This is a genomic window from Mucilaginibacter lutimaris (genome assembly GCF_042676625.1).
GTDB classification, from domain to species: Bacteria; Bacteroidota; Bacteroidia; order Sphingobacteriales; family Sphingobacteriaceae; genus Mucilaginibacter; species Mucilaginibacter lutimaris.
In genome coordinates this window covers 1-19528 of the sequence record NZ_JBHTIA010000003.1, presented here as the reverse complement: position 1 = coordinate 19528, position 19528 = coordinate 1, and the positions used below count along the sequence as shown (strand labels likewise).

Genomic DNA, 19528 nt, shown 5'->3' with positions numbered 1-19528 from the left:
TAATGAAAAAACATAGTACAATTTGGGTGATGTTGATGCTGCTGATAACGGGCTTTTCGACCACCGTTATGGCGCAAACAAACAAAAAGGCAAATGCCGATACCGAAGCCTGGCGTTATGAACTGGAAGTGGCGGGCACGGGTGTGCAGGGTACTTACTTATTAAAGGTATGGTCGTACTCTAAAAAGCCTAACGTGGCTATTGAACAGGCTAAAAAGAACGCGGTGCATGGCGTAATATTTAAAGGCTTCGCCGGCGACCAGGGTATTTTGGGCAAACCGCCGCTTACTACAAACTCAAATTTAGAACAGGAGAAGGATGAGTGGTTTAAGGAATTTTTTGCCGATGGCGGTAAATATCAAAAGTTTGTTTCGCTATCAAGCGATGGCGCCGTTGCTGCCGAAGACCGCATGAAAGTAGGCAAGCAATATAAAATAGGCGTGCTGGTATCTGTTAATGTGGCCCTGCTGCGTAAAGACCTTGAGGATGCCGGCATCATCAAATCATTAAGTGCAGGCTTTTAAACCCAACCATCATGAATAAAAATTTACTTTATATAATCCTTGCCGCCGTGCTTGCATTTAGCAGCTGTGCCGAGCAAAAAAAGCTAAACAGCAGTTACACCTACAAAACCGAATGCCTTGGTGTAGGGTTTGACGGTTCGCAGCAGGTGCTGGCCTTTTCAGGCCTTCGTAACAAACAGGATGCTATTGAAGAGGCCAAAAAAGTTGCCATACGCGAAGTACTATTTAACGGCCTGCGCGAGGGTAAACCCGATTGCGATGTAAAGCCTATCCTGAATGAGGCTAATGTACAGGCAAACAACGAGGCGTACTTTAATAATTTCTTTGTATCGCAATACAAAACTTACGCGCTATATATAGAGGAGCGTGCGGGCCAAAAGGCAAAAGCACAGCAGAAGGTTAAAAATGTAGCGCAAAGTACCGGTTATGTTATAAAGATCAGCAGGCCCGCCTTAAAAGAGAAAATGATTGCCGACGGCATCCTTAAAAATTAAACTATTCTGATAAATGAAACTACAGATAATTAAAATAGCCCTTTCATTATTAATGATATTGGGCGCGGCAACCGCAGGGTTTGCGCAGGCAAAAAAGCCAACTATTATGGTTGTGCCAAGTGATGTTTGGTGCAACACAAATGGTTACATGACAACTTATGACGACCAGGGCACCAAAGTGAAGATCCCCGATTACAAGCGTGCTTTCCAGGAAAACAGCGATCTGCTGGCAGTAATAAGTAAGATAAACGGAATGATGGCCGAGCGTGGTTTCCCGCTTAAGAACATGGAATCGGTTATCAAGACCCTGGAGTCTGAACGTGCCGAAAACGCTATCCTTACTTCAAAAAGTGGAGCGGGAGTAGCCGAGAGCCCGATGGATAAATTAAAGAAAGTGGCCAAGGCCGACATTATTATGCAGCTTACGTGGGATGTGTTAAAAACCGGGCCTAAAAAATCAATACGTTTTACGTTGCAGGGTATAGATGCCTACAGCGATAAGGAGGTTGCAACTGCCGGCGGCACGGGTAACCCCTCGTTCTCGGCAGAAACTGCGGTATTGCTTGAAGAAGCCGTTGCCGATAAGTTAGACAATTTTAACGCGGGCCTGCAACGCCATTTCGACGATTTGTTTGCCAATGGCCGCGAGATCATCATCCGCATCAAAAAATTTGATTCGTGGAAGAACGATCTGGAGACCGAATACGGCGGTAAAGAGCTGAACGTAGTAATTGAGGATTGGGTACGTGCCAACTCACTCAAAGGCCGCTTTAGCAATACCGATGCAACCGAGAACGCCATGTTGTTTGAGCAGGTACGCATACCGTTGTATGATGCAAATGGCAATGCCATTGATGCACGTGGGTTTACACGCGGGCTGCAAAAGATGCTGGCTGCCGCGCCATATTCTATTGTAAATAAGCTTACAGCTAAAGGCTTAGGGCAAGCGGTAATTGTACTTGGTGAAAAATAAAATCAAATAAGACAATCATGAAAAAACTGATCATAACCTGCATGTCGCTTCTTATTGTTATGGGGAGCTACGCGCAAAAAAGGCCGGCACCTGCTAATGACCGTGGTCGTGTAACGCTTGCCGCTTACATACCCGACCAGATAGACGGCCTGCCGGATGCTGCCCGCAACATGCTTGGCAACAAACTGAACCAGATCATAAGCCAAAATGGTTTTGGGGGCGATGAAGGGCAGCGCTTCATCATCACCGCGAATATTGTTGTGGCAAGCAAGGATATGCTGTCGACCGCGCCGCCGATGACGGCATTAAACCTTGATGTTAACCTATATATAGGTGATGGCTACGAGGGTACAAAGTTTGCCAGTACGGTAGTATCGGTAAAAGGCGTTGGCGAAAATGAGGCTAAGGCCTATATTAACGCATTTAAAAACATTAACCTTAACGACCCTAAACTGCAGGCGTTTGTAGATAAAGGCAAAACCAAGATCATTGCGTACTACAACACCCATTGCGACGTGATTATTAAACAAGCTCAAACGCTTGCCAATACCGGCCGTATGGATGAGGCGATTTACAACTTAACATCGGTGCCACAGGCATGTACCAATTGTTATAGCCGCTCTATGGCCCTGGTAGCGCCCATTTACAAAAAACAAATTGAGAAAGACTGTGCCGTTAAATTAGCACAGGCTAAAACCGTTTTTACAGCAAACCAAAACGTTGATGGGGCGAATGCTGCCGGAGAGATTTTGCAGCAGATAGATCCTCAATCGGCCTGTTATAAAGAAGTAAAGGTATTTGTTGCGCAAATAGGTAAGCGGGTTAAGGAAATTGACAACCGTGAATGGAGTTTTAAACTACAGGAGCAAAAGAACGATATGAGCATTATAAATGCCGCCCGCGATGTTGCTGTAGCCTACGCTGCCCAACCACGGGTTACTACTTATAACATTCATGGCTGGTGGTAAATACACGCTGTATAAATGTTAAAAATATTATTGGTTAACTGCCAAAGCTTTATTGCAGGGTAGTGGCATATTACATAGCGAGCCGGCAAATTTGCCGGCTTTTTATATAACTTTGCCTTTGTAATGGCGTACAAATTTATTGATAATTACCGCGAACAAGGGGCAAGGAAACGATTGGTTGAGATACTGCGAAAAAAGGGTATCGAAGACGAAAAGGTATTGCTGGCCATTGGTAAAGTACCCCGTCATTATTTTTTTGATGAAACTTTTTGGAACCAGGCTTATAAAGATATTGCATTCCCGATAGGGGCCGGGCAAACCATTTCTCAGCCCTATACGGTAGCTTATCAAACCGAGTTATTGCACATCCAAAAGGGCGATAAAGTATTGGAAATAGGTACAGGCTGCGGTTACCAAACCTGTATCTTGTTAGAGCTTGGCGCGAAAGTTTTTACCATTGAACGCCAGGAAAAATTATATGAGCGTACCATACAGGTACTGCCTTACATGGGTTATAAGCCAAAATTCTTTTTGGGGGATGGCTCGATAGGTATTGCCGAAGATGCGCCTTACGATAAGATCATAGTAACCGCGGGCGCGCCCACCGTACCAGAAATATTATTAAAACAACTTAAAATAGGCGGCATCCTCGTCATTCCGGTTGGTGACGAAAAATCCCAAAAGATGGTAACAGTACTCAAAACTGCTGAGCATGATTACGAAAGGCATGTGCTGGACACATTCAGGTTTGTGCCATTGGTGGGTGATAGGGCGTGGTAGTTCAGTAGGTAGTTATGAGTTGGCAGTTTGCATATAATTTGCCTGCCGCCAACTCACAACATGCTTTTTAAATCTTTTTACCTAATTGCTTTAAAATTCCTAATTCGTTTGAGCTTCCCCAACGCTCGGTCATTTTGCCATTTTCGAATTTGCTTATTTGCATGCCGCGGGCTTTTATGGAGTTTCCGGTAGGTGCAATCCCCATAAAATCACCATTATGTGTACCGTTAACTTCATAAGCAAAGCTTACATTTTCATCGTCGGCAACTAAGTGCTTTACTTCAATTTTAAGATCAGGGAATGCGCTGCGTAACTCGGTGAAAAAATCGATGTAGCCTTGTGGGCCCGCCACCTGACCTTCTGCCGGGTCATGATCTACGGAATTCTCGGCAACAAGATCTTTAAATGCTTCAAGGTTTCCGGCATTTATGGCTTCGCCAAATTTTTTCTGCGCTTCTATATTTGCTTGTTTGCTCATGGTATAATTTTCATTATACAACACAAGAGTGAAGCCAAGAACTGGGTTTAAGAAATAATATCTACGCTATTTGGGAATAACGGTATTTTATTACCTTTTCATAGCCCTGTCCATCTCGATCTTAGTATCGCGCTCTTTCATGGTTTCGCGTTTGTCGAAGGTCTTTTTACCCTGCGCCAAACCAATTTCCAGTTTGGCAAAGCCGCGGTCGCTAATGAATAAGGCCAGGGGGACAATGGTTAGGCCTTTTTCTTCGCCACGGGTATGGAGTTTTTTTAGCTCTTTTTTATTGAGTAATAACACACGGTCGCGCTTGGCTTCGTGGTTATAGAAAGATCCCATCGAGTATTCGGATATATGCAGGTTCCGTACGTAAAGCTGGTTATCAATAAATGTGCAAAAGGCATCGTTTACGTTGGCTTTGCCCTCGCGTATGGATTTTATTTCGGTACCTAATAGCTGGATGCCGGCTGTATACTTATCCAGTATATGGTATTCAAAGTATGCCTTTTTATTTTTGATATATATATTCTGCTCCATTACGCTGCAAATATGCGATTAATTAAGGAATCAAGATAATAGGGAATTAAGAACCGAGATTGATCAGTATTACAAAGAACCCTTTATCCATATTGCTTCTTAATTCTTGACTCTTGATTCTGATTCTAAATGTCTTTTCTCTTCCTCTCGGGTTTTACAACCAGCACCGGTACGTTTACCTTGTGCCTTACCGAATCAACAGTGGTGCCAAATATGAGGTCTTTTAAAACTTTATGCCCGTGCGATCCCATCACCACAAAATCTATTTCAGATTGATTGATGATCTCGGCAATTGCCGTTGCAGCGCCACCATAGCCAATTTTTGCTTCGGCTTTGTAATGAAGGCTGGTTAAGGTGTTTACATATTTATCCAGATTGTCTACGTCGCTTTGGGTTTCGTTATCCATCACCTGCCCGCCGTAGTAGCGCGCGCCGGCTGTTTCCACAACGTGAATCAAAGTGTAATGCGCTTTTTTACCACCCTGCATCAAAGCATGGCGAATGCAGTCTTCATCGTTTCGCGAAAAATCTATGGTAATAGCAATATTGCTGTAGCTTACAGCCTCCAGGTTGCCCAATTTCGCGGCAATACCATGCGGGATATATGCGGGCTGGTCGGCATGCTTATACAGCAGCGGGCGAAGAAATACATATAATAATAATAACCCTATCCCCACCGCTATTGGCGATATTACATAGTGCACCAAATTAGCAGAGCCCGGGCTGCCTGCCGCCCAGGTTTCAATTTCCTGTATCACCAGCCTAACGTTTAACCCAACTATAAGCGTAGCGAAAACCCATGCCAGTATTTTAAGGGGTACGCTGGTGGCAAACTTGCCCATTCGTTTTTTATCTGACGTGAAGTGGATAAGCGGGATAATAGCAAAACCCAATTGTAAACTAAGCACCACCTGGCTTAAGATCAACAGCTTGCCAAGCCCTTCTTCGCCAAAATGCAGAATGGTAAAAAAAGCCGGTATTATAGCCAGCAACCGCGTTAGCAAGCGGCGCAGCCATGGGGCAATGCGCAGGTTTAAGTGCCCCTCCATTATTATCTGCCCGGCGAGCGTCCCTGTAACTGTAGAACTTTGTCCGGCGGCAATCAGCGCTATAGCAAACAGGGCAGGGGCCAGCTTACCAAATATATTGGTGAGCAATTTGTGCGCGTCCTGTATTTCGGCAACCTCATGGAATCCGCGACCGAAAAAGGCGCTTGCGGCAAGGATCAGTATAGCTGCGTTTACAAAAAAAGCGAGGTTAAGCGCAATGGTGGTATCCCAAAAGTTATAGCGGATGGCGCTTTTAATACCTTCTTCGCTGCGGTCTATCTTACGGGTTTGTACCAGCGAGGAGTGCAGGTACAGGTTGTGCGGCATTACGGTAGCGCCAATAATACCAATAGCCAAATAGAGCGATGTATTATTAAGTTTTGTAGGGATAAAGCCTTTGGCAATTTCAATAACGCTGGGCTGCACTATAAACATCTGCGCCAGAAAGGCCATACCCACAATAAATATCAGCGATATGATAAACCCCTCCAGTTTGCGCATACCTTTATTTAACAGGAATAGCAAGAGCAGGGTATCCAGTAAAGTAATAGATACGCCCCATATCAGCGGCAATCCAAAAAGTAAATTTAAACCAATGGCCATACCGATGATCTCGGCAAGGTCGCAGGCTATAATGGCTATTTGTGCCAAAATATAAAGGCAAAAGTTTACAAAACGCGGATAGGTATGCTTTGATGCCTGGGCAAGATCGAGCCCCCTTACAATGCCCAGTCTAACGGCAAGATTTTGCAGTAGCAAGGCTATCATATTTGAGAGTAGCAGCACCCAAATCAATTTGTATCCAAATTGGCTGCCCGCGGCAAGGTCGGTAGCCCAGTTGCCGGGGTCCATATAGCCAACGCTTACCAGGTATGCTGGCCCCAAAAAGGAAAGGAGCTTGCGCCAGCCGGTTTTGTTTTCGGTAGTAACGGTATTGTGTACGTTGCCTAATGAATGGCTATCGTGTCGCTGTGTGGTCATAAGGCTATTAGCAGGTTATTGGCCACATCTCGGCTTATTTGTAAATCTTTGTTGTCCATATGTAGTACTACGGTATTATCGTATGCTATTACCTCTTTTACAGTTATTTTTTTGCCAATGGTAAGGCTTTGCTTCTCCAGGTATTGTAAAAATGCCGAAGAGTGGTCCCTAACCCCTGAAATGATACCGCAAGCATTAACATCAACCGCCGAAATAGGTTTAAGATCATTTTGTTTAAAGTTGCCTTTACTATCCGGTATCGGGTCGCCGTGCGGGTCGCGGGTAGGGAAACCCATAAACTCATCAAGTCTGTCAATTAATTCTGTAGAAGATATATGCTCCATTTCTTCGGCCATCTCGTGTACCTCGTCCCATTTAAAGTGTAGTTTCTCCACCAAAAAATACTCCCACAGCCGGTGCCGGCGAATAATGTTAACCGCAACCTTTTCGCCGGTTTGCGTTAAACTAACACCCTGGTAACGGGTATAATTGATCAAAAGCTTCTCGGCAAGCTTCCGCAGCATGTCTGTTACCGACGATGCCTTGGTTGCCAGCTCCGCAGCTATCTGGTTAGTGCTAACATTCTCAGCCATCATCGACAGCTTATAAATGGCTTTAAGGTAATTTTCCTCGGCTAATGTATACATTTAAGCAAATCTAATTACATTTTTAGGCTTGTCTAAAAATACAAATAAATTTATAATATGTTTTGTTGCGATAGTTTTTAAAAAAATTATATTTTGTAGGATATAGAATGCTTTATATTTGCACGTACCATGGCTCAAGAATTAGATAAAATAGACCTACAGATACTTAAAATTTTACAGGAGAACGGCCGCATTACGAATTTGCAGCTATCGAACGAAATTGGCTTATCGCCCGCGCCTACATTAGAGCGTGTGCGAAAACTGGAAAACGCGGAATACATCAAAAGTTATCATGCCCTTGTAGATGAAGAAAAACTCGGCTTAGGCATTAAAACTTTTATACAGATCTCGCTGGATTTTCATCAGAAAAATACCATCCAAACGTTTTTAGACGAGATCCAGAATATTAAGGAAGTTACCGAATGCCACCACGTTACAGGCCAGTGCGATTTTTTACTGAAGGTTTACGTCCGCGATATTAAATCGTATGAGCAACTGATCATGGAAAAGATCAGCCGCATTACCGTGGTGAAAACCTTCCAAACTATGATGATCATGAGTACCAGTAAAAAAGAGCCAATAGTGCCGCTGGAATATTAAGAATAGAGGCAAGATATTTAGAGCCAGGAATCAAGACAAATTTTTTTTGATGCCTGGCTTTTGTGTTTTATGGTTGCTAATGTAATTTTATGATCTTATGTAACATGATAAGTTTTAATGGCGTCCAATAGGCAATGAAACTTAAAAATCTGCCCTGGATACCCTTCGCTTTTTTTGCCATTGTTATAGGCCTTTATCCGTTAATTTATTTTTTGGTAGATATGCGCTCGAATGGTTTATTGCAATCTAAACCAAGAGCTATTTTAAATGACGGTATTTGGAACGCTGCTTTTTATACCCATATTATTTTCGGCGGCATAGCCCTAATAACGGGGTGGACACAGTTTAGCGCCCGTTTGCGCCAGCGTTACGTAAATATACATCGCCTTGTAGGTAAAATACACGTTATTGCGGTAACACTGAGCAGTGTAGCGGGGTTGTATATCGCTTTTTTTGCTACCGGCGGCCTGGTTTGTGTGTTAGGATTCGGCTCTTTGGCTATACTGTGGCTCATCAGTAATATAATGGCCTATAACACAATACGTCAGGGCCAGATCCGCCTGCACCAAAATTGGATGATCTTCAATTACGCGCTTACCTTCGCGGCGGTTACTTTACGTATCTGGCTACCATTGTTATCGGCCTTTGTGTTTCACGATTTTATCCCGGCCTATCGCATCGTATCATGGTTATGCTGGGTGCCCAACCTCATTATAGCGCTTATTATTATAAATAAAACTAACAATAAGCCTGCTTTGATAAAGCAGCAAGTGTAATACTATCTTATTATCATCGCGCTGCTAAATCTGCCAGTCGATCTCTGTTTTCCCTTGCTTTTCTAAAAAAGCATTTGTTTTAGAGAATGGTTTAGAGCCAAAGAAACCGCCATGACTTACTGCCAATGGCGATGGGTGGGTTGATTTGATAATAAGATGATTATTATTTGGGTTGATAAGCGCGGCTTTTGATTGCGCGTAGGCCCCCCACAGGATAAATACGATACCCCTTTTTTCGTCGGACAGGGTTTTGATGGCCGCATCTGTAAATTTTTCCCAACCCTTTTTTTGGTGCGAGCCTGCTGTTGCCGCACGTACGGTTAAAGTAGCGTTTAAAAGCAGCACACCCTGTTCGGCCCATTTGGTGAGGTTGCCCGTTTGGGGGATGACGAAGCCGGGTATATCAGTAGCCAGTTCTTTGTAGATATTTTTTAATGATGGCGGAACAGCCACACCCGTTTGCACCGAAAATGACAAACCGTGCGCCTGGCCGGGGCCATGGTAAGGGTCTTGTCCCAATATTACTACCTTAACATCATTAAACGGGGTAATGTTAAACGCGTTAAATATATCGGCATTGCGTGGGTAGGTAATGTAGCCTGCGTCCTTTTCTGTTTTAAGGAAATTTTTAAGATCGTGCATGTAGGGTTTTTCAAATTCCGCGCTTAAATGTTTTTTCCACGATGGTTCTAATTCTCCGGCCATAAATATTAAATACTGGTGTTTTATTTAGCTTACAAATAACGATATTTGCACTCTGTTTTATACTAATACAAATTATGTCAAATATAGTTAGGTTAATTATTGCTTGTGTTATAATGGGTGCAGGTGTTACGCTATGCGCTTTCGGTTTTTGGGGCTGGGGGATAACTGTATTTTTACTGGGTGGCATTACTTTGCTTACCTTCTTCTTTAACGAGAATATGATAATGGCGCAATTTTACCTGCGTAAAGAAAACTCCGCGAAAGCAGAAGCATACCTGGCTAAGATCACTAATTACGAAAAACAACTTTACAAAAGCCAGCATGGTTATTATAACCTGCTTATAGGTTTAATAGAATCGCGCACGGCGCCGTTAAAATCAGAGAAATACTTTAAGAAAGCCCTGCAGTTGGGTATGGGCATGTCGCACAATATCGCTTTGGCTAAACTAAGCCTCGCGGGTATCTCGATGGCAAAACGCAACAAGCGCGAAGCCGAAATGTACCTGAAAGAAGCCGCAAAAGACGACAAAAATAAACTGCTTGCCGACCAGATAAAGATGATGAAAGGCCAGATGGCCCAAATGGATAAGCAGCAGGTACAGCGCGGCGGTTTCCGTCAAAAGTTTTAAAAAACTTAAGCTTATTTTTCGTCGATGCTGCTGTAGTACTCAGGTTCAGATGAGTGGTTTTGCGAAGGTTCGATGTGCCTGTCTACAATATGATTGTAAAAAGCGGCTTCTATTTCTTCCTGTTTGTTTTTTACAGGTTTAGAAACTTCCACAATTTTTAAAAGGCTGCGGATGAATGATAGGTCGAAATTGCTCCTGTTAAGCTTTATCAGGTATTCGTTCTCGGTTATTTCCAGGATAGAATTTGTCATGGTATTCAATTATAGAGTGTCTGCTATAAAATTGAACAAGTACTATTAATTGAAAGTTTTATTGCCTTTATCTTTTTGTTAAGAGATGTGGATAGCCGAATTATTATTTTAACCACAGAAGACATCAAGAAAAATACAAAGAGCATAAATAAGTCTGCCACCATGCCGAATTTATTCCGGCATCTATCTGCAAAGTCTGCGACAGAAATTCAAGAAATGTCCTTTAGGATCCTGAAATAAGTTCAGGATGACAGACAGGGGTTGCAAATAAGAAAGGGACGCTGAAACAGCGTCCCTTTCTTATTGGTCCCGACCATGAACTGATTATTCAAACCACTTCATTACGTCTTCTTTGGTTGGCATAGCTATTTCCAGTTTCATTTTTTTGCGCATCCCGCCAAGGTCATTAAACACCTTGTTTGGGTTGCCTGCTTTTAGGGCTTCAACACTGTTGAAGCCCATTTTATTTAATACGGCCACCCACTCGGCTTGCACACCAATGTTGATAAAATCATCGGCAGTAGCCACCTTGGCTTTTTTCTCGGGGCGCATCTGCGGGAAGAACAGTACTTCCTGTATGGTGCTTTGGTTGGTCATCAGCATCACCAAACGGTCTATACCTATACCAAGGCCCGATGTTGGCGGCATACCATATTCAAGGGCGCGAAGGAAGTCGTCGTCCATCGCCATTGCTTCATCATCGCCACGGCCCGCTAATATTAGCTGCTCTTCCAGGCGTTCGCGCTGGTCGATAGGGTCGTTTAATTCAGAATATGCGTTAGCTATTTCTTTACCGTTCACAAACAGCTCGAAACGTTCTACCAAGCCATCCTTTGTGCGGTGCTTTTTAGCAAGCGGTGTCATTTCAATCGGGTAATCGGTAATGTATGTTGGCTGGATCAGGTTATGTTCAACCTTAGCGCTAAAGATCTCGTCAATAAGCTTGCCTTTACCCATACTGGCATCAACCTCAATGGCAAGGTCGGCACAAACTTTACGCAAGCCTTCCTCATTCATGGCAGATACATCTATACCCGTATATTTCAGGATAGAATCGTACATCGATAATTTTTCGTACGGCCCTGCAAAGTTTATTTCATGCTTACCCACCTGTACTACCGGGATACCATGAACGGCTTTGGCTACAGTTTCTAAACATTCCTCAACCATCGCCATCATCCATATATAGTCTTTATAGGCCACATAAATTTCCATGGCGGTAAACTCGGGGTTATGAGTACGGTCCATGCCCTCGTTGCGGAACATTTTGCCAAACTCATAAACACCATCAAAACCGGCTACAATAAGGCGTTTAAGGTAAAGCTCGTTAGCAATACGCAAAAACAGCGGCATATCCAGCGTGTTGTGATGTGTGGCGAAAGGCCGTGCAGCAGCGCCGCCATGTATAGCTTGTAATATAGGGGTTTCTACTTCCATCCAACCCTGCAAATTAAAGTAATTACGCATAGCGCTGATCACTTTAGAGCGGTTGATGAATATGTTTTTGTACTCGGGGTTAACGGTTAAATCCACATAACGCTGACGGTAACGCATTTCGGGGTCGGTAAAGCCATCGTGGATGGTGCCATCTTCCTCACGTTTAACAACCGGGAGTGGTTTTAATGATTTGGAAAGTACGGTCAATTCTTCGGTATGTACCGATATCTCGCCGGTTTGGGTCAGGAAAACGTAGCCTTTAACGCCCACGTAATCGCCAATATCCAAAAGCTTTTTAAAAACGGTATTGTACAGCGTTTTATCTTCACCGGGGCAAATGTCATCACGTTTAATGTAGATTTGCACGCGGCCGGTACTATCCTGTATCTCAAAAAAAGAAGCGCTGCCCATAATACGGCGCGTCATGATACGGCCGGCTATGGTAACCTGTTTATACTTATCCGGCGTAGCTTCAAAATTGTCATTAATGTCCTGTGCCCACGCGGTTACATCAAAAGCTTCGGCAGGATAAGGGTTTATGCCCAGCTCGCGCAACTGATCCAAAGACCTGCGGCGAAAAATCTCCTGTTCGGAAAGTACAATACTCATCTTATAAATTGTGTTATTAAGGGGGCAAAAATAGGATTTTTGAGTGAGATATGAGAGGTTAGATGTGAGATTTGAAATGTGAAGCAAACTGTGGAGTTTACTCACCCCGGCTACACTACGTTGGCCGACCCTCTCTGCTGCGCAAAGAGGGTGAAGAAGCCTCTCCCCGGTACTCTCCGAAGGAGTGGAAGCAAAGAATAACCCTTTTTCCGCGTAGTGGAGAGAGGGTGGTCGAGCGAAGCAATGACCGGGTGAGTAAAATCACGAAATGATAGGCTCTTGTTAAATCACTAAATAATATCTTTGCCGCATGAATATTAAAGTCATCGCCTTTGATGCCGACGATACGCTTTGGGTGAATGAACCCTACTTCAGGCAAACAGAGGAGCAGTTTTGCACCCTGCTTTCGTCATACGCATCGCAGCACGAACTGGAGCGCGAACTTTTAAAGATCGAGATCGGTAACCTTGGCTTGTATGGCTATGGCATAAAGGGCTTTATCCTATCAATGATAGAAGCCGCCATGAACATCACCCAAAACACGCTGAGCATTGAGGTTGTGAACCAGATCATAGGCCTGGGCAAGCAGATGCTGAACCAGCCAATAGAGTTGTTGGATGGCGTGGAAGATGTGCTGGAAGAACTTAAAGGTAAATACCGTTTAGTGGTAGCTACAAAAGGTGACTTATTAGACCAGGAAAGAAAGCTAAAGAAATCGGGCTTGAGCCCATACTTTCACCATATCGAGATCATGAGCGAAAAGGATGACGCCAATTATCTGAAGCTGATAAAGCACCTGGATATACAACCACAAGAGTTATTAATGGTGGGTAACTCGCTTAAAAGCGATGTTATGCCGGTATTAAATATAGGCGGGTATGCCGTACATGTGCCTTACCATATCACTTGGGCACATGAGCAAATTGAGGATAGCATAGATAACGACCGTTTTAAAAGCGCCGACACCATTAAAGATATTTTAGCGTACCTGTAAATGAAAACAAAAATAGACCTGGATACCTGGTACCGCAAAGATCATTTTATTTTTTTTAACAGCTTTGAGGAGCCTTTATTTGGCGCTACCGTAAATGTTGATGTTACCATTGCTTACCAAGTGGCAAGGCAAAGGGGCATGTCTTTCTTTTTATATTACCTGCATTGTATTTTAGAAGCCGCGAATAAGATAGAAGCTTTTAAATACCGGGTGGAAGATGGTGAGATATTCTTGTACGATACCATTAATTGCTCTACCACAGTTGCCAGACCGGATACCACTTTTGGCTTTTCTTATATTAATTATACGCCCGATCTTGAAGTGTTTAGTGCTGATGCACAACAAGAGTTAGATCGGGTTAAAGGCACCACAGGGCTCGAGCTTAGGCCATTGTATGATGTGCTGCATATCTCAGCTATCCCATGGGTAAATTTTACCGGATTAACACATGCCCGCAGCTTTTCATTTAAGGATAGCATGCCCAAAGTATCGTTAGGTAAGGTTACGGATGTTGACGGTAAAAAACTGATGCCGGTATCTGTTACCGTGCACCACGGCCTGGCAGATGGCCGCCATGTAGGTGAGTTTATAGACCTTTTTCAGCAATTGCTTAACCGTTCATAAGCAACGTTTTACAACCTTAGGGCGTATATAATCAGGTAGATATATCAATAAGTAAATGATATATTTACGTATCGTTAATTATATGCTTAAAAAGGTATTCGTTTTATTTATAGCCGTTGCGGGCCTGTCTGCCTGTAAAAAGGAAAAACCCTTTGTGCCCGATTCAACCAATGCGCTTCCCGGTTTATGGTCGCAGCTTGGGGATTTTCCTGGAGAGGGCAGGGTGCGTTCGTTCGGTTTTGCCATAAACGGTAAAGGGTATTTACTTGGAGGCAATGCTGCCGGCGGGTTTTACTCCGATCTTTTAAACGACTTTTGGGAATACGACCCCAAAACGGATAAATGGACCCAAAAAGCAGATTACCCCGGCCAGGCAGGCGAATATATACGCGGCTTTGCCATTAATAATAAAGGTTATATGGGCACGGGTTACGGGCAAAGGGTTGCCATCCCCGGCGATGATATAGCACAGAATAACGATTTTTGGGAATATGACCCGGCAACCGATAAATGGACCCGCAAGGCCGATTTTGCAGGTGTAAGGCGCGAGAATGTAATAGCATTTGAGTTGAACGGCGCGGGCTATATGGGCTTGGGTACTAATAACGCCTACGACATTAACTATAAAGATTTTTGGAGGTACGATGCCGGCACAGATAAGTGGACCCGCATGGCAGATTACCCGGGCAGTGGCAGTTTTGGACTTACCGCCTTTGTGTGTAATGGTAAAGGTTATGCGGGTATAGGCGGGGCATCGCCAAACATTGCTGAGAAAGATTTTTGGCAGTACGACCCCATCACCAATAAGTGGACCCGCAAAGCCGATTTCTTGGGTACCCCGAGGGCTTTTACCGGGCAGTTTGCGGTTGGTAACCTGGCGTTTGTAGGTTTTGGGTCTACGCTTACGGCCACTGCCGACGATTGGTTTAAATATGATGCGGATGCCGATAGGTGGGTTAAGAGCACCAATTTACCCGGCCTTAGCCGTTACGATATGGTGAGCTTTGCCATTGATGGTAACGGTTATATTGGTACAGGCAACCCCGGCCAGTTAAAAGATTTCTGGAAGTTTAAGCCAAGAAAGATCAATTAGTTTTTTAAAGAACAGGGAATGATTATCTTGGCTATCTAATAACCTGTCATGATGCTTAAAAAGTTAACACTCGCTTTATTCCTATCGGTTTTCTTGTTTTCCTGTTCAAAAAAATCAAACCCAGCACCCGAAAAGCCTACCGGCCCGATCATACCGGCAGATGCGCGCTGGCAGCAGGCAGATAACCTTACTATGGTGAATACCATAAGTGCCTTTAGCTTTACCATTGATAATAAAGGCTATTTTTTAAACGAAGAGAATGAGGCCGGTAAAACCGTGAACCTTTGGGTTTATGATCTTGCTACCGGCCAATGGACAAAAAAAGCGCCGTTTCCAGGTGCAAGCAAAATGGGATTTAACGGCTTTGTTGTAAACGGCAAAGTATATGTAGGTACCGGGTCTGGGTCGGCCGTAGCCAATACCCCTTCCGTTGGTAACAAGGCCATGTTTGAGTATGATCCCGCTACAGATAAATGGACACAAAAGGCCGACTTCCCCGGAGGGGAAAGAGCAAACACTGTTGCATTCAGTATAAACGGTGTTGGTTACATGGGACTTGGGGTTGATATTTTACTCACTAAAAAGTATAGCGACATGTGGAAATATGACGCTGCAGGTGATACCTGGACAAAAATAGCCGACTACCCCGGCGACGGCCAATACCTAAACAAAGGCTTTGCGGCAGGCAATAAGGGTTATGTAGGTATGGGCATTTCAATAGCCGATAAAACTACTGTTAAAAAAGATATTTGGCAATATGACCCTGCGAATAATAGCTGGACTAAAAAGTTGGATTTTATTGGTGTTGCTAGGGTATTTGGTGTAAACTTTAATATCAACGGCACTTATTATATGGGCCTTGGTTCGGGGCGTAATGAGCTATTGAAGGATGTTTGGAAGTATAACGAAACAAACGATACCTGGCTACAGGTAACTAACTATCCCGATGAAATGGCTTACGGTATTATCGGTTTCGCTATTGGTGATGCTGCATACGTTGGCGGCGGCGCGTCTTATAACCCAACCGCCCCGGGGAATTTAACGCATTTTTGGAGATTTAAACCGTAACTGCTACAGTAGTTTGTGCCTGAATATAGTGTAAAGTACCATACTCACACCATTGATAAGGGCATGAAGGCCCATACCCCAAAAGTAACCATTCTTAAACCGGATGTAAGTTAAGGCCCATCCCATCATCAATTGTGGAATAACATATAACGGGTATATGTAAATTATATGCCATTGCAGCGGCACATAGTTTAAAATATGCATCAGCCCAAATACAATTACCGACGTTACGATCAGCAGGGTTTGAAACCCTTTACCAGGCGTTTTTAACGCGGGGCCAAACTTTGTTAACGTAAAGTACCCTACGACTAACAAAGCTACCCTTGCCAGGATATTTATAAATAAGCTTTGGTTAGCAAGGCCGGGAATAAGTTTCGCAATCAAAACCAATGCAAAGCCAAATGCAATAGCTACGTGCTGCCTTTTAAAGGTTAGCGGTAACCTAAAAATAGCCTCTTCAATTACAGGCGCCATTACACTAATGTAAAATACAGCCTTTAGGTAGCCAAACTTATGGAACATCCTCAATAACGTTTCCTGATACTGGCGGGAGATACTTTTATAATGCAGCACGTGGGTCACAAAATGATCAGCGATGAATGAAATAGGCGCTATCAAAATGTTTATTAAAAAAATAATACCGTAGATCTGCAACAGCAAAATTAGTTTGCTTTGAAAAGAACGGTCCTGATTAAGTTGAGGATAGTTGTTTACTGCTAAAAATTCCTTTAGCATTCGCTCAGTATATCATTAATCAACATCCGCTTCAACATTATATAGGTCATCTATAGCGTCGGCGTATTTTTTTTCTATAACCTTGCGTTTTGCTTTAAGCGTAGGGGTAATTTCGCCCGCTTCCATACTAAAAGGGGTGCGTTTTACCTTAAAGTTTTTGATCCGCTCGAATTTTGCCAGTTCGTTAGATAGTTTCTTTACGTCCTGGTTTATCCATTCGGTAATTTCCTTCTCTTCAATAAACTGGTCGGGTTTTTCAAAATAATCGTCGCCCAGTTTAAAGGTTTCCTGCAATAGTTCCCGGCCGGGTACTAAAATGGCGGTAATGTATTCGCGCTTATCGCCAATTAAAAATACCTGTTCTATTTTAGGGCTTTTTAAGTAAGTGTTTTCTACAGGTGTAGGGTAAACGTTTTTACCATAGGCATTTACCAGCATGTTTTTAAGCCTGTCGGTAATTTGAAGGTTACCCCTGTAAAAACGGCCAATATCACCCGTATGGAACCAGCCGTCGGTGTCAATAACAGCGGCTGTCTCCTCCGGCTTTTTCCAATAGCCCTTCATTACACAATGCCCCCGAACGATGATCTCGCCCTCCTCTGTTTCTAAATTTGGGTTAAAGTTATGGTATGTTTGTTTGGTGTAAATGTGTTTGGTATCAACGTTTTGTATGCCTACTTCAATGCCATCTATAATACGGCCAACTGTGCCGTAAATAATGCGGTCGATCTCGGTAATAGACATAATTGGCGACGTTTCCGTTAAGCCAAAACCTTCTAACAATTTAATATCGATATTGCCAAAAAACTCGCCAACGTTTTTAGGCAAAGCCCCGCCGCCCGATAGCAGTACCTTTAAACGACCGCCGGTTTTCTCTTTAATTTTGCTAAATACCAGTTTATTGGCCAGCTTTTGCTGCGCACTTAAGATCATTCCCGGTTTTTTACCTGCCTCGTTTGCCAGGCGGTATTCCTGCCCAACTTTAAGCGCCCATGTAAATATTTTGGTTTTCATGCCACCGGCAGCAAGCCCATTCTTCATGGCGCGGTCGTGGATGCGCTCGAGCAATCTTGGCACACAGCACATTACGGTTGGCTTTACCTCGGCCATGTTTTTGGCTAAAAGCTCGAGGCTTTGTGCGAACGCTATGGTACAGCCCTTATTCATGCAGATATAGTATGTTGCTGTACGCTCAAAAACATGCGATAGCGGCAGAAACGACAGGAACATATCGTCCTTGGTAATAATAGGGATCTGGTAAAGGCTCACCTTACAGTTTTCGGTAAGGTTATGGTGAGTAAGCATTACCCCTTTGGGCGTGCCTGTAGTGCCCGATGTATAAATAAGGCAGGAAAGATCGGTTGGTAATATGGCTTCGCGCGCGGCATTAATGGCCGCGCGTTTGGCATCAACCAGTTTTAAACCCTCCTCTATAACCTGTGTAAGGCCAATAACGCCCGCGTTAAGTTGCAGGGTGTCGGTGTATTTTTCGAAACCTTCAAACGCGGGTATGATACGGATAAGCGATTTACAGTTATTGGCAATTTTTAACACCTTACGGCAAAGAAAAGGGTTGCCGGTAATGATGGTGCGTGCCTCAGAATCGTTCAGGATATACTCTATTTCGGCCTCGGACAAGGTAGGATAGATAGAAGTATTTACCGCCCCAATTTGTTGCAGGGCCTGGTCGTAATAAACGTAATCGGGGCCGTTCTCGATGATAAGGGCCAGCCTGTCGCCTTTTTTAATACCGATATCCAGGAACCAGGCCGATATCGCGTCGATCTTTTCAAGGGCTTGTTTGTAAGAGATCTCTACCCAGGTATCCTTTACCTTATGGATCAGAAATGTATGCTCTTCGGGGTGTATGTTTGCAACAATATTACGGATCAGCTCCGGTATGGTAGATTGCTCAGCAACAATATTCATCAAGTATATATATCAGGTTTATACCTAACAAAGCTAATTATTTTACATTTAATTAAAAACAGCATAATCCCTGCCAATTTTCAGGTGTCCCACTATTTGTAACACAACAACGGGACACTTTTAAATAATTGATAATTAGGTACTTGTGAATTTAAGCTGTTAGCTTTTCGTGAATGTCCACTTTATGTAATATACAATAACTTATTTATAATAAGGTTTTTATATAAATTTACCGGGGTGTCCCATTTTTAAAAAAACGGGACGGAATGGGACACCCCACTTATTTGACCCGTCCTGAAAAAAGTTTACACTATTGGTTGTTAATACTGGGGTTGATTTACACTTTAAAGTTAAGTACTAAAATAGGTTTACACAAATTAGCTTTCCATGCCTGCCTCCATTTCTATTTTAGGGTAATAGTTCTGCCACCTTCGTGGTATAGGCCCTGTCATTGCATGTGCTTTTTCGGGGGTGACCATATCTAAGCTGGAATGCGGCCGTAAGGCGTTGTAAATACCGATAGCCTGTTTAACGCTTTGGTTAGCAACATTAATATTCTGATAGTTTTCCTTTAGCAGTTCCATTTTGAGTATCCCGTTAACTCTCTCGGCTATGGCATTATCCCTCGGGTTGCCACTTTGGGT

The 19528-nt window shown here is 43.5% G+C and carries 22 protein-coding genes; 12 read left to right on the top strand and 10 right to left on the bottom strand.

Annotated elements, in window-relative coordinates; genetic code table 11:
• The first annotated feature begins 2 nt into the window (after positions 1-2).
• The 5 genes from ACFQZI_RS00865 (at position 3) to ACFQZI_RS00845 (ending at position 3739) form a co-directional block, all read left to right on the top strand.
• Positions 3-524 carry a hypothetical protein gene (locus ACFQZI_RS00865; RefSeq protein ID WP_377137411.1) on the top strand — a complete coding sequence of 174 codons (522 nt, stop codon included), beginning with the start codon at positions 3-5 and terminating at the stop codon, positions 522-524.
• Positions 525-535: 11 nt separating this feature from the next.
• Positions 536-1018, top strand: a complete 483-nt coding sequence (locus ACFQZI_RS00860) for a hypothetical protein (protein ID WP_377137409.1) — start codon at positions 536-538, stop codon at positions 1016-1018.
• Between the two features lie 13 nt (positions 1019-1031).
• The gene (locus tag ACFQZI_RS00855) at positions 1032-1991 is read left to right on the top strand and encodes a DUF6175 family protein (RefSeq protein ID WP_377137407.1); all 960 of its coding nucleotides are present in this window, start codon (positions 1032-1034) and stop codon (positions 1989-1991) included.
• 17 nt (positions 1992-2008) lie between these two features.
• Entirely contained in the window at positions 2009-2959 is a 951-nt protein-coding gene (locus ACFQZI_RS00850; RefSeq protein ID WP_377137405.1) for a hypothetical protein, read from the top strand.
• A 123-nt stretch (positions 2960-3082) separates the two neighbouring features.
• On the top strand, positions 3083-3739 hold the full coding sequence (locus tag ACFQZI_RS00845; protein WP_377137403.1) for a protein-L-isoaspartate(D-aspartate) O-methyltransferase: 657 nt from the start codon (positions 3083-3085) through the stop codon (positions 3737-3739).
• Positions 3740-3806: 67 nt separating this feature from the next.
• Here ACFQZI_RS00845 and ACFQZI_RS00840 read toward each other — a convergent pair whose 3' ends face one another.
• The 4 genes from ACFQZI_RS00840 to ACFQZI_RS00825 form a co-directional block, all read right to left on the bottom strand.
• Positions 3807-4217 (bottom strand): ester cyclase, encoded by a 411-nt coding sequence (locus ACFQZI_RS00840; RefSeq protein ID WP_377137401.1) that lies wholly within the window; start codon positions 4215-4217, stop codon positions 3807-3809.
• Positions 4218-4307: 90 nt separating this feature from the next.
• Positions 4308-4757: an SsrA-binding protein SmpB gene (gene smpB, locus ACFQZI_RS00835; protein WP_377137399.1), complete on the bottom strand. Its 450-nt coding sequence runs from the start codon at positions 4755-4757 to the stop codon at positions 4308-4310.
• Between the two features lie 125 nt (positions 4758-4882).
• Complete coding sequence (locus ACFQZI_RS00830; protein ID WP_377137397.1) at positions 4883-6787, bottom strand: Nramp family divalent metal transporter; 1905 nt, start codon at positions 6785-6787, stop codon at positions 4883-4885.
• Positions 6784-7434 (bottom strand): metal-dependent transcriptional regulator, encoded by a 651-nt coding sequence (locus tag ACFQZI_RS00825; RefSeq protein WP_377137395.1) that lies wholly within the window; start codon positions 7432-7434, stop codon positions 6784-6786. Before ACFQZI_RS00825 ends, ACFQZI_RS00830 begins: the two co-directional genes overlap by 4 nt.
• 129 nt (positions 7435-7563) lie before the next feature.
• Between ACFQZI_RS00825 and ACFQZI_RS00820 the strand changes: the two genes are divergently transcribed.
• The gene (locus ACFQZI_RS00820) at positions 7564-8034 is read left to right on the top strand and encodes an Lrp/AsnC family transcriptional regulator (RefSeq protein WP_377137393.1); all 471 of its coding nucleotides are present in this window, start codon (positions 7564-7566) and stop codon (positions 8032-8034) included.
• Between the two features lie 134 nt (positions 8035-8168).
• On the top strand, positions 8169-8810 hold the full coding sequence (locus tag ACFQZI_RS00815) for a DUF2306 domain-containing protein (RefSeq protein WP_377137391.1): 642 nt from the start codon (positions 8169-8171) through the stop codon (positions 8808-8810).
• A 24-nt stretch (positions 8811-8834) separates the two neighbouring features.
• On the opposite strand, the gene ung is transcribed toward ACFQZI_RS00815, so the two are convergent.
• A complete protein-coding gene (ung, locus tag ACFQZI_RS00810; protein WP_377137389.1) occupies positions 8835-9515 on the bottom strand; it encodes a uracil-DNA glycosylase in 681 nt (226 codons plus the stop codon).
• A gap of 74 nt (positions 9516-9589) precedes the next feature.
• Here ung and ACFQZI_RS00805 point away from each other — a divergent pair, with 74 nt between their 5' ends.
• A complete protein-coding gene (locus ACFQZI_RS00805) occupies positions 9590-10144 on the top strand; it encodes a DUF2892 domain-containing protein (RefSeq protein ID WP_377137387.1) in 555 nt (184 codons plus the stop codon).
• Positions 10145-10155: 11 nt separating this feature from the next.
• On the opposite strand, the gene ACFQZI_RS00800 is transcribed toward ACFQZI_RS00805, so the two are convergent.
• Together ACFQZI_RS00800 and lysS are read right to left on the bottom strand one after the other, a co-directional pair.
• The gene (locus ACFQZI_RS00800; RefSeq protein WP_377137385.1) at positions 10156-10395 is read right to left on the bottom strand and encodes a hypothetical protein; all 240 of its coding nucleotides are present in this window, start codon (positions 10393-10395) and stop codon (positions 10156-10158) included.
• A 324-nt stretch (positions 10396-10719) separates the two neighbouring features.
• Entirely contained in the window at positions 10720-12441 is a 1722-nt protein-coding gene (gene lysS / locus ACFQZI_RS00795; protein WP_377137383.1) for a lysine--tRNA ligase, read from the bottom strand.
• Between the two features lie 310 nt (positions 12442-12751).
• On the opposite strand from lysS, the gene ACFQZI_RS00790 reads away from it, so the two are divergent.
• The 4 genes from ACFQZI_RS00790 to ACFQZI_RS00775 are packed head-to-tail and all read left to right on the top strand — an operon-like array spanning position 12752 to position 16220.
• Positions 12752-13435, top strand: coding sequence for an HAD family hydrolase (locus tag ACFQZI_RS00790; RefSeq protein WP_377137381.1), 684 nt, complete (start codon positions 12752-12754; stop codon positions 13433-13435).
• A complete protein-coding gene (locus tag ACFQZI_RS00785) occupies positions 13436-14059 on the top strand; it encodes a CatA-like O-acetyltransferase (protein WP_377137379.1) in 624 nt (207 codons plus the stop codon).
• 55 nt (positions 14060-14114) lie between these two features.
• The gene (locus tag ACFQZI_RS00780) at positions 14115-15152 is read left to right on the top strand and encodes a Kelch repeat-containing protein (protein WP_377137377.1); all 1038 of its coding nucleotides are present in this window, start codon (positions 14115-14117) and stop codon (positions 15150-15152) included.
• A gap of 48 nt (positions 15153-15200) precedes the next feature.
• Positions 15201-16220, top strand: coding sequence for a Kelch repeat-containing protein (locus ACFQZI_RS00775; protein WP_377137375.1), 1020 nt, complete (start codon positions 15201-15203; stop codon positions 16218-16220).
• Positions 16221-16223: 3 nt separating this feature from the next.
• Here ACFQZI_RS00775 and ACFQZI_RS00770 read toward each other — a convergent pair whose 3' ends face one another.
• The 3 genes from ACFQZI_RS00770 to ACFQZI_RS00760 all read right to left on the bottom strand — a co-directional run.
• A complete protein-coding gene (locus tag ACFQZI_RS00770; protein ID WP_377137373.1) occupies positions 16224-16955 on the bottom strand; it encodes a CPBP family glutamic-type intramembrane protease in 732 nt (243 codons plus the stop codon).
• Positions 16956-16970: 15 nt separating this feature from the next.
• Entirely contained in the window at positions 16971-18884 is a 1914-nt protein-coding gene (locus tag ACFQZI_RS00765; RefSeq protein ID WP_377137371.1) for an AMP-dependent synthetase/ligase, read from the bottom strand.
• 377 nt (positions 18885-19261) lie between these two features.
• On the bottom strand, positions 19262-19528 hold a 267-nt coding region (locus ACFQZI_RS00760), incomplete at its 5' end, for an integrase core domain-containing protein (protein WP_377137369.1).